Annotated in this window: 16 protein-coding genes; 10 read left to right on the top strand and 6 right to left on the bottom strand. The window is 64.2% G+C overall.

The features are described 5' to 3' along the window. Window positions 1–6 precede the first annotated feature (6 nt). From hutG to hutI, 3 genes are read right to left on the bottom strand one after another with little or no spacing between them, the layout of a single operon-like run. On the bottom strand, window positions 7–807 hold the full coding sequence (gene hutG / locus AC4FS3_RS03625) for an N-formylglutamate deformylase (protein ID WP_491019428.1): 801 nt from the start codon (window positions 805–807) through the stop codon (window positions 7–9). Beyond that, a complete protein-coding gene (gene hutH / locus AC4FS3_RS03620) occupies window positions 807–2,336 on the bottom strand; it encodes a histidine ammonia-lyase (protein WP_491019427.1) in 1,530 nt (509 codons plus the stop codon). The genes hutG and hutH overlap by 1 nt, the downstream gene beginning before the upstream one ends. Before the next feature lie 2 nt (window positions 2,337–2,338). Continuing rightward, window positions 2,339–3,502, bottom strand: coding sequence for an imidazolonepropionase (gene hutI / locus AC4FS3_RS03615; RefSeq protein ID WP_491019536.1), 1,164 nt, complete (start codon window positions 3,500–3,502; stop codon window positions 2,339–2,341). Between the two features lie 231 nt (window positions 3,503–3,733). On the opposite strand from hutI, the gene AC4FS3_RS03610 reads away from it, so the two are divergent. The 3 genes from AC4FS3_RS03610 to AC4FS3_RS03600 all read left to right on the top strand — a co-directional run bounded on the left by AC4FS3_RS03610 (window position 3,734) and on the right by AC4FS3_RS03600 (window position 6,291). Further along, window positions 3,734–5,065 carry a formimidoylglutamate deiminase gene (locus AC4FS3_RS03610; protein WP_491019426.1) on the top strand — a complete coding sequence of 444 codons (1,332 nt, stop codon included), beginning with the start codon at window positions 3,734–3,736 and terminating at the stop codon, window positions 5,063–5,065. A gap of 40 nt (window positions 5,066–5,105) precedes the next feature. Further along, window positions 5,106–5,645, top strand: coding sequence for a TIGR02444 family protein (locus AC4FS3_RS03605; protein WP_491019425.1), 540 nt, complete (start codon window positions 5,106–5,108; stop codon window positions 5,643–5,645). Between the two features lie 130 nt (window positions 5,646–5,775). Continuing rightward, a complete protein-coding gene (locus AC4FS3_RS03600) occupies window positions 5,776–6,291 on the top strand; it encodes a hypothetical protein (RefSeq protein ID WP_491019424.1) in 516 nt (171 codons plus the stop codon). A gap of 28 nt (window positions 6,292–6,319) precedes the next feature. On the opposite strand, the gene AC4FS3_RS03595 is transcribed toward AC4FS3_RS03600, so the two are convergent. Then, the gene (locus AC4FS3_RS03595) at window positions 6,320–7,072 is read right to left on the bottom strand and encodes an SDR family oxidoreductase (RefSeq protein ID WP_491019423.1); all 753 of its coding nucleotides are present in this window, start codon (window positions 7,070–7,072) and stop codon (window positions 6,320–6,322) included. A 105-nt stretch (window positions 7,073–7,177) separates the two neighbouring features. Between AC4FS3_RS03595 and AC4FS3_RS03590 the strand changes: the two genes are divergently transcribed. After that, complete coding sequence (locus AC4FS3_RS03590) at window positions 7,178–8,104, top strand: AraC family transcriptional regulator (protein WP_491019422.1); 927 nt, start codon at window positions 7,178–7,180, stop codon at window positions 8,102–8,104. A gap of 138 nt (window positions 8,105–8,242) precedes the next feature. Here the strand turns inward: AC4FS3_RS03590 and AC4FS3_RS03585 are convergent, their stop codons facing one another. Further along, a complete protein-coding gene (locus AC4FS3_RS03585; protein WP_491019421.1) occupies window positions 8,243–8,596 on the bottom strand; it encodes a winged helix-turn-helix transcriptional regulator in 354 nt (117 codons plus the stop codon). 149 nt (window positions 8,597–8,745) lie between these two features. Between AC4FS3_RS03585 and AC4FS3_RS03580 the strand changes: the two genes are divergently transcribed. The 4 genes from AC4FS3_RS03580 to AC4FS3_RS03565 all read left to right on the top strand — a co-directional run bounded on the left by AC4FS3_RS03580 (window position 8,746) and on the right by AC4FS3_RS03565 (window position 11,803). Beyond that, complete coding sequence (locus AC4FS3_RS03580) at window positions 8,746–9,630, top strand: NmrA/HSCARG family protein (RefSeq protein ID WP_491019420.1); 885 nt, start codon at window positions 8,746–8,748, stop codon at window positions 9,628–9,630. A 148-nt stretch (window positions 9,631–9,778) separates the two neighbouring features. Next, window positions 9,779–10,234: an RrF2 family transcriptional regulator gene (locus AC4FS3_RS03575; protein WP_491019419.1), complete on the top strand. Its 456-nt coding sequence runs from the start codon at window positions 9,779–9,781 to the stop codon at window positions 10,232–10,234. 5 nt (window positions 10,235–10,239) lie between these two features. After that, entirely contained in the window at window positions 10,240–11,127 is an 888-nt protein-coding gene (locus AC4FS3_RS03570; protein ID WP_491019418.1) for an NAD(P)/FAD-dependent oxidoreductase, read from the top strand. A gap of 40 nt (window positions 11,128–11,167) precedes the next feature. Beyond that, the gene (locus AC4FS3_RS03565) at window positions 11,168–11,803 is read left to right on the top strand and encodes a class I SAM-dependent methyltransferase (RefSeq protein ID WP_491019417.1); all 636 of its coding nucleotides are present in this window, start codon (window positions 11,168–11,170) and stop codon (window positions 11,801–11,803) included. A gap of 28 nt (window positions 11,804–11,831) precedes the next feature. Here the strand turns inward: AC4FS3_RS03565 and AC4FS3_RS03560 are convergent, their stop codons facing one another. Then, window positions 11,832–12,122, bottom strand: a complete 291-nt coding sequence (locus AC4FS3_RS03560) for a hypothetical protein (protein ID WP_491019416.1) — start codon at window positions 12,120–12,122, stop codon at window positions 11,832–11,834. A 50-nt stretch (window positions 12,123–12,172) separates the two neighbouring features. On the opposite strand from AC4FS3_RS03560, the gene AC4FS3_RS03555 reads away from it, so the two are divergent. Then, window positions 12,173–12,454, top strand: a complete 282-nt coding sequence (locus AC4FS3_RS03555; protein ID WP_491019415.1) for a hypothetical protein — start codon at window positions 12,173–12,175, stop codon at window positions 12,452–12,454. A 643-nt stretch (window positions 12,455–13,097) separates the two neighbouring features. Then, on the top strand, window positions 13,098–14,060 hold the full coding sequence (locus tag AC4FS3_RS03550) for a helix-turn-helix transcriptional regulator (RefSeq protein ID WP_491019414.1): 963 nt from the start codon (window positions 13,098–13,100) through the stop codon (window positions 14,058–14,060). Window positions 14,061–14,149: the final 89 nt, after the last annotated feature.

Below are 14,149 nucleotides of genomic sequence, written 5' to 3'. Positions count from 1 at the left end.
AACCTCTCAGGCTTTGGCGAGGCGGGGGGCGATTTCCGCCAGTTCAGTGAGTATTCTGGTCAGGGTCAGGCGCAGATGCGCGGCCTTCCCCGGATCAAAGGCGAAGGGCGGTTCTTCGGTCTGCAGATAGCTGCTTTGCGCCAGCTCCATCTGGATCGCATGCACGCCGGTCTCGGGCCGCCCGTAATGGCGCGTGGTCCAGCCGCCGCGGAAACGCCCGTTCAGCACCCAGCTGTGGCCGGAGGTGCGGGCGATATCGACCACTGCGGTTTCAAGCGCGGGGGCGCAGGTCACGCCGCCATCGGTGCCGATGTTCAGATCCGGCAGAAGGCCGTCGAAAAGCCAGGGGATCTGCGAGCGGATCGAATGGCAGTCAAAGACAATCGCCACCCCGTGCAGCGCCTTGACGCGGGCAATCTCGGCCGCGAGCGCGGCGTGATAGGGGCGGTGCACGGCGTCGAGCCAATGCGCGATATCACCCGCGCCAGGCTCGGCACCCTCACGCCAGATCGGGGCATTGTCGAAGGTCGTCACCGGGATCAGCCCGGTCGTCGTCTGGCCGGGATAGAGGCTGTTGCCGCCCGGATCCCGGTTCAGGTCAATCACATAGCGGGAGTGATTGGCGGTGATCGTGGTCAGGCCGGGGATCAGATCGGCATAGAGATGCTGAATATGCCAGTCGGTATCGCGGCTGAGGCGGCCCTCGTCATTCAGCCTTTCGCGGATCTCATGGGGCAGCGAAAAACCGGCATGCGGGAAGCCAAGGATGACCGGGCTGTCGCCCTGCCGCAGGGTGAAGGGATCCATCAGCCCACCTCCGGCAGGAGGCCCGCGCCCGCCAGTTCCAGCGCGCCGGTGGCGATCAGCTCACCTGCCGCCTCCATGTCGGTGCCCATGAAACGGTCGGTGTCGAGGACGGGGATGCGGGCGCGGATCGCCTCGATCGCGGCTTCCAGCCGGGGAGAGGATTTCAGCGGGCCGCGCAGGTGGATGCCTTGCGCGGCGATCATCGCCTCGACACCGATGATCCAGTTCAGGTTCTGCGTCATCGGCAAAAGACGGCGCGCGCCATGGCAGGCCATCGAGACGTGGTCTTCCTGATTGGCCGAGGTGGGCGTGCTGTCCACCGATGCCGGATGGGCCATCTGTTTGTTTTCGCTCATCAAGGCGGCGGTGGTGACCTCGGCGATCATCATCCCGGAATTCAGGCCCGGCTTTGGCGTCAGGAAGCCCGGCAGCCCGTAAGACAGCGCGGGGTCGACCAGAAGGGCGACGCGGCGCTGCGCGATTGCGCCGATTTCGGCCACGCAAAGCGCGATCATATCGGCGGCGAAGGCCACCGGCTCGGCGTGGAAATTACCGCCCGAGACGACCTGGCCGTCTGAAAGCACAAGCGGATTGTCGGTCGCCGCATTGGCCTCGATCTCCAGCGTGCGGGCGGCCTGGCGCAACACGTCAAGCGCGGCGCCGGCGACCTGGGGATGGCAGCGGATGCAATAGGGGTCCTGGACGCGCTCATCGCCTTCGACATGGCTCATGCGGATCTGGCTTTCGGCCAGCAATTCGCGCAGCGCCCGCGCGACGTCGATCTGGCCCTGATGGCCGCGCAGCGTGTGGATTTCTTCGGTAAAGGGCGCGGTGGAGCCCATCGCGGCATCGGTCGAAAGCGCGCCGGTGACGATGGCGGCGCGCAAGCTGCGCTCGGCGCGAAACAGCCCCGCCAGCGCCAGCGCGGTCGAGACCTGGGTGCCATTGATCAGCGCAAGCCCCTCTTTCGCGGCCAGCACCACGGGTTTCAGCCCGGCTTTGGCCAGGGCCTTCGCCCCGGGCAGGCGCTCACCCTGATAAAGGGCCTCCCCCTCGCCGATCAGAACGGCGGCCATATGGGCCAGCGGTGCCAGATCGCCGGAAGCGCCGACCGAGCCCTTTTCCGGGATCACCGGCAGGACATCCGCCGCCAGCATCGCACCGATCAGCGCCACGACCTCGGGTCGCGTCCCCGAGGCGCCACGGCCGAGCGACATCAGTTTCAGCGTCAGGATCAGCCGCACCACATCCTGGTCGAGCGGCGCGCCGACACCGCAGCAATGCGACAGGATCAGGTTCCGCTGCAGCGTTGCGACATCCCCCGCCGGAATGCGGATCGAGGCGAGTTTGCCAAAGCCGGTATTCACGCCGTAAACCGCTTCGGTGCCGGCGGCGACCTCGGCGATACGCGCGGCCGAGCGCGCGATGCCCGCATCCGCCGAGGGATCAAGGGCCGGGGTTTCCGCCTGCCAGTAGATCCGCCGCAGGGTGCTGAGCGGGACGGCGCCGGGGATGAGTGTATCAGCCATTGTCAGACCATTTCTCCGTGGAAGATGCGGGCATGGAGCGGGTTGAACCCGATCCTTGCCACCAGTTGTGCCGGGCTCTCGACATCCCAGAGCGCCAGATCGGCGCGGAAGCCGGGCGCGATACGCCCGAGCTCGGTGCCAAGCCCAAGCGCGCGGGCCGCATGCATGGTGACGGCGGCCAGGCACTCCGGCACGGTCAGCCGGAACAGGGTCGCGCCCATATTCATCGTCATCAGGATCGAGGTCAGCGGCGAGGTACCCGGATTGCAATCGGTCGAAAGCGCCATCGGCACGCCATGCTCGCGGAAGGCCCGGATCGGCGGCAGCACGGTCTCGCGCAGCATATAGAAGGCGCCGGGCAGCAGCGTCGCGACGGTGCCGGAAGCGGCCATCGCGCGGGCATCGGCCTCGGTCGCATGTTCCAGGTGATCGGCTGACAGCGCGCCATGACGGGCGGCGAAAGCGGTGCCGCCCTGATGGGAAAGCTGCTCGGAATGGATCTTGACCGGCAGACCCAGCTCACGGGCGCGCAGGTAAAGCGGCTCCAGTTCCGCAGTGGAAAAGGCGATCCCCTCGCAAAAGCTGTCAACGGCATCGACCAGCCCCTCGGCATGGGCCTCTTCCAGACCGGCAATCGCGACCTCGCGGATATAGTCAGTGGCGCGGCCGGCATAATCCGGGGGCAGGGCATGGGCGGCAAGCCAGGTGGTCTTCACGCGCACCCGGCGCCGGTCGGCAAGGCCGCGCGCCGCGCGCAGCATGTTCAGCTCGGAGGCGACCGAAAGTCCGTAGCCCGATTTGATTTCAACCGTCGAGACGCCCTCGGCCAGCAGATGATCAAGGCGCGGCAGGCTGGCCTCGATCAGCCCTTCGACCGAAAGCGCCCGCGTCGCCGCCATCGAGGCTTTGATGCCCCCCCCGGCACGGGCGATCTCTTCATAGCCCGCCCCCTCAAGCCGCATTTCAAATTCGCGCGCGCGGTCGCCGCCAAAGACCAGATGGGTGTGGCAGTCGATCAGCCCGGGCGTCATCAGCCGTCCGCCGCAATCGACGATCCGCGCCGTGCCGCGCGGCAGGTCAGGGCCTGTCGCGAGGATGCGCCCGTCTTCGGTCAGAAGCTCGGCGGTGCCCGGCTCAGAGGGGCGACCGCCTTCCCGGTCCGGCATGGCCAGTCGGACATTCGTCCAGAGCGTTCGCGTCATGGCAGTTCGGTCCTGTTCCTGTTGCTCTTGCCTGGCCAGATCGGGGCCGGATCCGGGGCGGCGCTGCGGGACTGCACGGAATCAGGCCGCTCGCCCTTTCCTGAGCAAAGGTTGCCCTTCCCTGAAATGGAAATCAAGTATATACATAATGAGACTCATGATTTTCCAGGGCGGGCATCGGCGGAGGGTTCGGATATGCGTATTCATGCGGCGGCGGCATTGTTGCCGGGGGGCTGGGCAAAGGATGTCTCGCTGGTGATCGCGGGGGGCAATCTGGCCTCGGTCACGGCGGAAAGCACGCCACTGCCTGGTGACATGCGGGTTGCAGCCCTGATCCCGGGGATGCCTGACCTGCACAGCCATGCCTTCCAGCGTGGCTTTTCGGGGCTGACCGAATGGCGCGGGCCAGGGCGTGACAGCTTCTGGACCTGGCGCGAGATGATGTATCGCTTTGCGCTGCAGCTCGATCCTGACGGAATGCAGGCCATCGCCGCGCTGGCCTGTGTCGAGATGCTTGAAGCGGGATATACCCGCCTCGGAGAGTTCCACTATCTGCATCACGCCCCCGATGGTCGCCCCTATGACGATCCGGCCGAGATGTCGCGCCGTATCTTTGCCGCCACGCAAGACACCGGCATCGCGCTGACGCATTTGCCGGTTTTCTACGCCCATGGCGGCTTCGGCCCGGCGCCGGCGGGCGAAGGCCAGCGCCGCTTCTTGCATGATATTGATGCCTTCGGGCGGCTGATGCAGCTTTGCGAGACAAGTCTCACCCGTCCCCAGGACCGTCTGGGCCTTGCGCCGCATTCGCTGCGCGCCGCCACGCCGCAAGAGATTGCGCATCTCGCCGCGACCTGGCCGGGCCGCCCGCTGCACATCCATATCGCCGAGCAGGAGAAGGAGGTCGCGGACTGCCTTGCCCATAGCGGCGCGCGGCCGGTCGAATGGCTGATGGACACCAATGCGGTCGGGCCGGACTGGTGCCTGATCCACGCGACCCATCTGACCGAAGCCGAGACCGCAGCCCTTGCCCGCAGCGGTGCTGTGGCGGGGCTTTGCCCAGTTACAGAGGCCAATCTGGGCGATGGCATTTTTCCGGCCCCCGATTTCCTGGCCGCCGGCGGGTATTTCGGCATCGGCACCGACAGCAATATTGCCATTTCGGTTGCCGATGAATTGCGGATGCTGGAATATTCGCAGCGCCTTTCGCTCCGGGGCCGCAATATCTGCGCCGAGGCCGGTTCAACCGGCACCGCCCTCTTTACCGCAGCCCTGAAAGGCGGCGCGCGGGCGCTTGGCGTGCCGGTGCCAGAGCTTGCCGCAGGCGCGCCTGCGGATCTGGTTGCGCTGCAGGATCCGATGGGGCTGGAAGAGGCCGGCAGTCTGCCGGACCGCTGGATCTTCGGCAAGGGGGTCGGGGTCAGCGATGTCTGGGCCCATGGCGTGCATCTCGTGCAAGAGGGGCGGCACCGGGATCGGGACGCCGTGAGGGAGGCTGCGGCAAAGGCCGTGCGACGCCTGATCTGAAATGCTACAACAAGGCAAAGCCACACAGGACCGGGGAGCGATGCAGAAGAGTTGTGAAGGCCAGAAGCTATGGGACTTCATGCTGGCAGTCTATGACCTGCCGGATGTCGCGCCCGCCTGCCTGCGCCTGCAGGAGGTATATGGGCTTGATGTCCCGCTGTTCCTGGCGGTGCTTCATGCCGTGGCGACGGGGCGCCGGATGGATCGCGAGGCACTGGCGCTGCTGGAGCGAAGTTGCGCTCCCTGGCGGCAGGAGGTGATCGCGCCCCTGCGCCGTATTCGCAGGAGAATGAAGGCGCCCGATCTGCTGTCTCTGCACCAGGCTGTTCCGGCCCTGCGCGAAGCGATCAAGGATCAGGAATTGCAGGCCGAGCGGATCGCTGTCGAACTGCTTGCAACGCTTCTCCTCGCATGGCCGGTTGCTCCCATGGAAGGCGTGGCGGCAGAGCGCCTGTATGAGGCCGGAGAGTGGGTTCTGGACCTGACAGATGCGAAACGGGTCATAGGGCTGCCTGAAGAGGTGCAGATGATCGTAGCGGCAGTCCTTACCCTGCTGTCTGCTTGGCAGATCACAGGGTAAGGTAGGTAAGCGCACTGGACGCTTACAGGCCCTGAAGCAATCTTCAGCAACTCGCGAAGACGGCCTGTTCTCCCCTTCGGCGTCGATGGCAGATGTTCAATCGGATGTGTGGTTGAGAGAAAATCCCTTTATGCTGAAAGGGATTTTGGATCGTGCCAGTCCTGCTGATGCACAGGCAGGAATTTCTGGAAGTGCGCCGGCCATTCCGCTTGCGTTTTGGATGCTCGCCCGCCACGGGAGGATCGTGCCCCGATCCGGTGCTGGTGTGGCCTGGTTCATCTTCATGGCGATCGGCGGGCTGACGGTCTTTCTGATCGCAAAACAGCCGGTCAGCATCTGGGTTGGCGCCGTGACCCTGGTGCTGCTTGTCGCGGGCTATACGGTCGGACGCGTGCCGGCACTTGGCCGCGCCGCCCGCTACCTTGAGACCATCTTTCTGAGCTTGACGGTCTTCCTGTTGCTGGTGCCGTCGGTCAACGAGACCCTGACCCGGGTGCCAAATCTCAATCCCATCGCGAAGGGACCGGACTCGCCGATCCTGTTGGGCGCGCTCGGCACGCTGCTCGCCCTGCTCGTCATCGGGCTGACGGCGCAGATTCTGCATCTGCGCCGCTCCGGGAGTAACTCCAGCGCCGTGTCGCGCTGAGCTTCAGTGCGCCCCTTGTGACGTGAACTCAGCCCTTGAACAACTCCACGGCATCCGCTCCTGCGGGTACGCGCATGGGTGCGGTCGGGTCGGTCGCGACGCGCGAAATCGCCGCAGCCACATCCTCTGCCTTGGTCAACTCATCTTCTGACCCGCTGGCCAGCCGCGCGAAGACCGCCTGAACCATCTCGTTGTAGGGTTCCGGAAAGCCGCCGGCCTGCGTCAGACGTTCGCGGGCATTAGCGCCAAAGGCGGTGCCCGGCGCCTGGCCCGGCAGCACGACATGGGCGCGGATCCCGAACGGGGCGAGTTCCAGCGCCATCACTTCGGTCAGCGCGTTCACCGCCGCCTTGCTGGCGGTATAGACCGACAGCAGGTCGTAAGTCTTCAGCGTCACGCTGGAGGTCACGTTGATGATGACCCCCGCGCCGCGTGCGCGAAACTGCGGCAGCACGGCCTGGATCATGGCAATGGTGCCGAAAGTGTTGGTCTCGAAGATGTCGCGCACGACGTTGATCGACGTGCCTTCAACCGCGTTCAGCCAGCCGATACCGGCATTGTTCACCAGCACGTCGATCTCGCCAGCGGCTGCCACCGCCGAGGCGATGCTTGCGGCGTCGGTGACGTCCAGTGGCAGGATCGTCAGCCGGTCGGAGGCAGGAAGGAGATCAGCTTTCGGGGTTCGCATCGTCGCGATGACGTTCCAGCCTTCGGTCAGGAAGTGCCGCGCGGTTTCCAGGCCGAAGCCCGAGGAGCAGCCGGTGATCAGAATGGTGGGCATGGGGAAGTCCTTTCTCAGTTGCCCTCCCGATCTAGCCATCCTGAGGGCGACGACCTATAATCCGAAGTCCATGATGATTTACTCACCGTCCAAACTGAACTCACTATGACCGATCCGCTGACCCAGATCGTGACCTTGCTCCGCCCCGGTGCGCCCTATGCCAAGATCGCCAGCGCTTCTGGTGCCTGGCGGGTGCGCCGGGATGAGGACAGCATCGTCTTCTACAACCTGACCCTTGCGGGGCAGGCGCTGCTTGAAGTGGACGGGCGCCCGCCGATCCTTCTTGAGGTGGGCGACTTCGCGCTGATCCCGGCCGCCACGCGCTTCACGATCTCAAGCCCTGATCCCGTCCTGCCGGCAGGGCAGTTCTCCGAGCCTGTGCTGCTTGCGCCCGGGCAGGTGCGCATCGGTGATCCTGATCTGCCTGTCACGACGCAGCAGCTTGTCGGCCATTGCACCTTTGGCGCGCGGGATGCCACGCTTCTGCTGACACTGCTACCCGATCTGGTTGTGATCCGTGGCGAGGCGCGGCTCGCGATGCTGATCCGACTCGTCGCCGATGAGGCGCGGGCAACACGACCGGGGCGCGAGGTGGTGCTGGAACGGCTGCTGGAAGTTCTGCTGATCGAGGCTTTCCGCGCATCCAGCGGCATCACGGCCCCGCCAGGCCTGCTGCGGGGGCTTGGTGATCCGCATCTTTCCACCGCCTTGCGCGCCATGCACTCCGATCCGGCGCGATCCTGGACGGTGGCGGAACTGGCCCGCGCTGCGGGCCTATCACGCTCTGCCTTCTTTACGCGGTTCGAGCGTGAGGTCGGGCTTGCACCGATGGCCTATCTAACCGGCTGGCGAATGAGCCTCGCCAAGGACCGGCTGCGGCGAGGGGACGGCAGTCTGGCCGAGATCGGCGCGGCCCTGGGTTATGGTTCGGCCAGCGCATTCAACACGGCTTTTGCCCGCGAGGTCGGCCAGCCACCGGGACAATATGCGATGTCGGTCGCTCGGTGGGTGCCCGAGGATGCGCCGGTCTGAGGAAGGACGCGTCCTGTTCGGCCTCAAGAGCCCGGTCGAGAGCCATTGATGCCGCATAGCGTCGTTCTTTGAGCCGGCCGTTTGGTCAAACGCGGCGAGGGGACGTAGTTTCTCGTAAAGAGTTTGAATGATAAAGGCTTACGAAGCCACTTCGTCGTAAGCGCGGCGGTGTTCCCTGATGGTCTGCAGGTTGTCGCGGACCCAGAAGTTGAACCCCTCAAGGGCGCGCAAGGCTCCGATGCCCATGTCGGTCAGTTCATATTCGACGCGCGGCGGCACTTCCGGGAAATAATAGCGGGCAACCAGCCCATCGCGCTCAAGGTTGCGGAGCGTAAGTGTCAGCATGCGCTGCGTGACGCCGCCCACCTCTTTCTTGAGCGTTGAGAAGCGGAGCCGATAGTCGTTTGCGAGTGAAAGCCGCCAAAGAACAGGAATAGTCCACTTGTCGCTCAGAAGAGTGCAAACCCCGTTTGATGGAACGGGCCTGAACACTCGGCTATCCTCAGACGCTTGCGGGCTGTCGGCATGTATTTGTGTGTCCATGGGTATCATCCTTGTGCCTGATGCAGGAAAATGTGCCGTCTTCCGGCGGGTTTACGTTGGTATATATGGATAGCCCTTGTTCCACGCGGGGGTATCCCATGACCAATGATAAAAGACCCATTCTGGTTTTCGGCGCCACCGGGCGACAGGGAGGATCTGTCGCCAGAGCATTGCTGAGGGCAGGGTGGCCCGTTCGAGCGCTTGTCCTGGACGCCACGGGGACCGCATCTCTGACGCTGCGGGATGCAGGCGTTGATCTTATCCAGGGCTCATTCGAGGACAGGGATATAATCCGCTCAGCCATGAGAGGCGCTTATGGCGTCTTCAGCGTATTGCCGGGCAACCTGGCCGCTGAAGACGAAGTCCGCTATGGGATCGCGATTGCGGATATCGCAGCCGAAACCGGCATCGAGCATCTCCTCTACTCCTCGGGAGCGAGCGCGGGAGATGTGCTGACGGGCGTGCCGCGCTTCGACGCCAAGCCCCGCATCGAGGCGCATGTCCGCGCGCTTCCCATCACGGCCACCATCATCCGGCCGATGATCTTCATGGAGATGCTGGTGCGGCCGGGCTTCGGACTGGATCAGGGCAGGCTGGTGTCGCTGATTCGGCGGGATCAGGCGATTCACCTGACTGCGGTGGAAGATATCGGCAAATTTGCTTCCGCCGTGTTTGCCGACAAGGTCCGTTTCGGCGGCAAGACAATGAAGATTGCCAGCGACCGGGTGACCGGGCGCGAGCTGGAGGTGGCGTTCTCTGAAGCCGCGGGACGTTCGATCACCTATGAACGCTTCCCCGATGATGTTCTCGCCGCAAATCAGGACCTCGCGCATATGGCGAAGAGCCTGGAAGAAGGCCCGCTTTCGGAGGTGGTCGACCTTGATGCCATGCGCGAGATCAACCCGGAACTGCTCAACCTGCGTTCCTGGCTCGCGGGAAGTGGGCGTGCGGCGCTTGAGCAGGCTCTGGGAACCACAGGCTGACGGTAGCAAGTGCCGGGCGACACAGGGTGACGAGAGCTGGAGCGGCTCTGCGACCTGGTGGACATAAAGCCTTGTTCCGCAAGTCAGCACCGGAGGTTGGTGCAGCAAAGCTTCGGCCTCAGGCTTGACCTTCGTCCCGAATCGTAACATGTATAGTTACATGAAGCGTGACAGCCGTCTTTCCTCCGTCCTCCATGCTCTGCTCCATATGGCAGAGCATGAGGGGCCGATGACTTCTGAGGCCCTGGGGAAGTGCCTCGGGGCCAATCCCGTCGTCGTTCGCCGTACGATGGGGCTCTTGCGCGAGGCGGGGCTGGTCTCGGCCGAGCGGGGGCATGCGGGTGGCTGGCGCATCAGCGCCGATCTGAAGACCGTCAACTTGCGCCAGTTGCATGCGGCACTGGGCGAGCCCGCGATCTTCGCGATCGGCAATCGCAACGAAACCCCGGAATGCCTTGTGGAACAGGCGGTGAATGCCGCGCTCGACAAAGCCTTCCTCGAGGCGGAGGCGCTGCTGCTCGACCGCTTCGCCGATGTAACCCTCGCCGATCTGGCCGCCGATTTCGCGCGGCGGCATGCGGAAAGGCGCGCAACCAGGGATTAGACCAGATGCAGGACGTGATCGTGATCGGGGGCAGCTACGCCGGAATGGCAGCCGCCCTGCAGCTTCTGCGTGCCCGGCGCAAAGTGCTGATCATCGACGCCGGAGAGCGGCGCAACCGGTTTGCCAGCCACTCGCATGGTTTTCTGGGCGAGGACGGGGTCGATCCGGCGGTCATCCATGCGAATGCCCGCAATCAGCTGACGGCGTATCCGACGCTGGAATGGATGGAGGGCAGGGTAATCGCCGCCTCGGGCCGGAAGGACGATTTCATGGTGGAGACAGTTGGGGGAACCCGGCACGCTGGGCGACGTCTGCTGTTTGGGACCGGGGTGCGGGATGAGCTACCCGCGATTCCGGGGCTGTCAGACCGCTGGGGGCGGTCGGTGTTTCATTGCCCCTATTGCCATGGCTACGAGCTGAACCAGGGCCGCATCGGCGTCATCGGAACGGGACCGATGTCGGTCCACCAGGCGCAACTGCTGCCGGAATGGGGCGAGACGACCCTGTTCACCAACGGCGTCACGTCCCTTGATGCCGAGGCGGAAGCGGATCTCGGCCGTCGCGGGGTCACGGTGGAGCGGCAGCTGATCGCAGAGATCGAAGCGGAGGCCGAGGTGGTGCTGACCGACGGGCGCCGACTGAACTTCGCGGGTCTGTTCACCGCGCCACGCTGCACGCCGGCAAGTGATTTGGCGGCGAAGATGGGCTGCAGGCTGATCGAGACACCGATGGGCCTGCAGATCGCGACCGGAGAGACGAAGGAGACCGATCTGCCCGGCGTCTTCGCCTGCGGCGATGCGGCCCGGGTGCCGCATTCGGTGTCGCTCGCGGTCGGCGATGGTGCCTGGGCGGGGGCACAGCTCCACCGCTCGCTGGTCTGGCCCGAAGGCTGATAGCTGCAAGTCCGCCGGTTCGAAATTCAAGGAGGTTACCATGACCGACACCGATCCCCGTACGCATTGGGACGAAATCTACCGCACGAAGCGCAGCACGTCGTCGGGGCAGCCGAGCAAGCTGCTGGTGCAGATCTCGGAAGGCCTGACCCCGGGGCGATCTCTCGATCTCGGCTCGTCGAATGGCGACGATGTCGTCTGGCTTGCGACGCAGGGCTGGCAGGCGCTCGGGGTCGACATCTCAGTCGTCGCCTGCGACCGTGCCACGGCGCGCGCCGCGTCGCTCGATCTGCAGAATCGCGCCCGGTTCGAGGCGCGGGATCTGGGTCAGGGCGTGCCGGACGGACCTTTCGATCTGATCACTGCGCTCTATTTCCAGAGCCATGTTGATCTGCCGCGCGCCCGGGTGCTGCGGGAGGCAGCCGGACAGGTCGCGCCTGGCGGCCATCTTCTGATCGTCTCACATGCTGCGCCGCCGCCCTGGGCGAGTGCGGAGATGCTGGCGAAAGCAGATCCGTTCCCAACGGTGGACGAAGAACTGGAAGTAATCGCAGATGCGCCAGAGGATTGGATCATTCTGAGTGCCGAGAAGGTCTCGCGTCAGGGAAAAGGCCCTGATGGCGCATCGGCTGAGCTTTGGGACAACCTGGTCTGGCTGGAGAGATGCGCCGCCTGACGAAAAGCCTGCGACGGGAGGTGGGCTTTCAGGATGAGGCCCGCTGAGGCGCTGTTGCCAGAAGCTGCACCTCCACAGGCATCGGGGATGTGCTCACGGCGAAGACCGGCTCGGCCGCCGCGTATGAAAACCAAAGTGCGGCGAACAAACCTAGGTGTTTCAATGCGTTGGTGCAGGCGCGGTCGATCGCCGCATATGGCACTTTGCTGCCAGCGGACCTCTGTCTATGCTGCTTGATGTAACCTCGGAAGCTGCCTTCCATCTTGCTTCGCAGTAAACAGCCGGCCTGGATCGCAGCGATGCGGTCATTGAGCTTCAAGATAGCCTATCCGATGGGGCTAAGCTGGTCGTGAAGGGGGTAATCTGCGCATGGCCTTGACCGGACGCCGCATTTTGCTCACCGTGCCGGTTGACCTGAAATATAGAGGAGAAGCTATGGCTTTACTGGCAACTCTCCTCGCTTCGGCAGTCAGCTTTATGGGAATGGCCGCCGCCGCCCTGGCCATTCTCCGTAGCAAAAAGCTCAGGAAACTCGGCGGGGCCGCATCGGCGGAAGAGAGGCTGAACCGCTTTGGTTTCTGTTGCGCCCTCTTGTCTGTCGGCCTGCTGATTGGTGCCATCGTCCTCGGACGCATGTTCGAGAGTATCTGACTGCGGTTAGGGCGCGGCTCAACGTATTCAGTGAGAGTGTTCGGTCTTTGTGTATGGCTGATCCGGTCCATGCTTCATCGAAAATATGCATGGTGGACGATCTCCAAGGAAATACTGGATGAGCTGCGGAAGGGCATTGAGCGCCCCGAACTTTTTCGACGATAGCGGGCTGAAGAATGTGCTGAAGTTCCGGCTCATGGAACGGATGTCCTGGATCAACACGTCACACAAGCGTACGAACGTAAGCTAAGGCTCGGAGTAACAACTGCGCCGCAGCGATCGCTAGGGATCGCTGGGGGCAAGGGGGCGGCCGGAGCTTGGCGAGGTCGGCCCTTATCTGCCGGTCGTCATCGATCAATGCTGCGTGGCCGAATACCCGGAAGCCAACATGCGACTGGTATCGCAGCAGAATCAAATTTGGTTCTGCCTTGGGGTTCCGCTCAGGCAGCTTCAGGAGCGGATCGTCGGAGCTATCCGACGCAGTCGTCTGCTTTGCCGCAACACGTTTCTCGGCACCTGAGGTAACGTGCGGCAAGCGCATCTGCTATCTGGATCACTCTGCTCTTGCACGAAAGGCGTTTGGGCTTCAGCCTCAACTTTATTCGCTTTGAACGAGCCCATTCCGAAACAGCAGGCCCTTGCCATGAGCCATTTCATCCTGCGATCTTCAGATCTCGAGGCACAGCGGCGGGTAGCCGAATTCGAGGCCGCCTGCGCCCATATCTGTCAGTTGCAGATCGAGCCGGGCGAGGGAGAGTTCTCGTCCCGGACCTCGATTGCGCTGGCGGGCGGGGTGGTGATGGCCGATACCGCCCATTCCGATTGCGTGACGCATCGGACCATGGCGCTGGCTGCCGGCACCGGCGACAATCTTTTGCTGCACATTCCCTTTTCGGGCGGATTCACCATCCGCCAGCGCGGCGGGGCCGAACAGGAGTTGCGGCCGGGGCAGATCTATCTTGATCCCAGCGAAGTGCCCGGGATTGCCCGATTTCACGGGCCCGAGACGCATGGCTTCTACCTGTCGATCCCGCGTGGTGTCCTTGGCGCTGCGGGCGGCCTGCCGCTGCGCGACCAAATCGCGTTAACCCCGCAATGGCGCCTGCTCCTGACCTATGCGCGTGGCGTTCATGCCGAGGCGGGGCACCTGCCGCCCGAGGATCTGGAGGCCTGCGCCACCCATATGCAGGATCTGGTGCTGATGGCGATCGGCACCGACCGCGACACCGAAGCGATCGCGCGCGGGCGCGGCGTGCGGGTGGCGCGGCTGCGCGCGATCCGCGCAGACATCGACCGCCATCTTGCCGAGCCGGACCTCAATGCCGACCAGGTGGCGGCGCGTCACGGCATTTCGTCCCGCTATCTGAGATCGCTCTTTTCTGAGACAGACACCTCTTTCGGCGATCATCTGGCCCTGCGGCGTCTGTTGCAGGTGCAAAGACAGCTGAATGATCCGGCGCTGACAGGCCTGCCGATCTCGCGCATCGCGCTGGAGGCGGGGTTTGGCGACATTTCGGCCTTCAATGCCCGCTTCCGCCAGGTCTTTGCGATGACGCCCAGCGATATGCGGGCGCTTGCACTGGAGCGTTGGCGCGAGGGGGGGTGACCTGCGGGGCGGTTCCGTCTGGCCCTGGTTTGGTGCCGCCTGGCCCGAGACTTGAGCCCGAAATGCGGCCAGGCTCTCGCGCATTGAAC

It is taken from the genome of Pseudogemmobacter sp. TB195, assembly GCF_058313095.1.
This window is presented reverse-complemented; position numbering and strand designations above follow the sequence as displayed.

Excerpts from the sequence above, each read along its gene's own strand:
- AC4FS3_RS03570 (WP_491019418.1), top strand. The coding sequence starts at position 10,240 with ATGCAGGACGTGATCGTGATCGGGGGCAGCTACGCCGGAATGGCAGCC.
- AC4FS3_RS03610 (WP_491019426.1), top strand. The coding sequence starts at position 3,734 with ATGCGTATTCATGCGGCGGCGGCATTGTTGCCGGGGGGCTGGGCAAAG.
- hutH (WP_491019427.1), bottom strand. The coding sequence starts at position 2,336 with ATGGCTGATACACTCATCCCCGGCGCCGTCCCGCTCAGCACCCTGCGG.
- AC4FS3_RS03600 (WP_491019424.1), top strand. The coding sequence starts at position 5,776 with ATGCTGAAAGGGATTTTGGATCGTGCCAGTCCTGCTGATGCACAGGCA.
- AC4FS3_RS03580 (WP_491019420.1), top strand. The coding sequence starts at position 8,746 with ATGACCAATGATAAAAGACCCATTCTGGTTTTCGGCGCCACCGGGCGA.
- AC4FS3_RS03550 (WP_491019414.1), top strand. The coding sequence starts at position 13,098 with ATGAGCCATTTCATCCTGCGATCTTCAGATCTCGAGGCACAGCGGCGG.
- AC4FS3_RS03565 (WP_491019417.1), top strand. The coding sequence starts at position 11,168 with ATGACCGACACCGATCCCCGTACGCATTGGGACGAAATCTACCGCACG.
- AC4FS3_RS03595 (WP_491019423.1), bottom strand. The coding sequence starts at position 7,072 with ATGCCCACCATTCTGATCACCGGCTGCTCCTCGGGCTTCGGCCTGGAA.
- hutI (WP_491019536.1), bottom strand. The coding sequence starts at position 3,502 with ATGCCGGACCGGGAAGGCGGTCGCCCCTCTGAGCCGGGCACCGCCGAG.
- AC4FS3_RS03575 (WP_491019419.1), top strand. The coding sequence starts at position 9,779 with ATGTATAGTTACATGAAGCGTGACAGCCGTCTTTCCTCCGTCCTCCAT.
- AC4FS3_RS03590 (WP_491019422.1), top strand. The coding sequence starts at position 7,178 with ATGACCGATCCGCTGACCCAGATCGTGACCTTGCTCCGCCCCGGTGCG.
- hutG (WP_491019428.1), bottom strand. The coding sequence starts at position 807 with ATGGATCCCTTCACCCTGCGGCAGGGCGACAGCCCGGTCATCCTTGGC.
- AC4FS3_RS03605 (WP_491019425.1), top strand. The coding sequence starts at position 5,106 with ATGCAGAAGAGTTGTGAAGGCCAGAAGCTATGGGACTTCATGCTGGCA.
- AC4FS3_RS03555 (WP_491019415.1), top strand. The coding sequence starts at position 12,173 with ATGGCCTTGACCGGACGCCGCATTTTGCTCACCGTGCCGGTTGACCTG.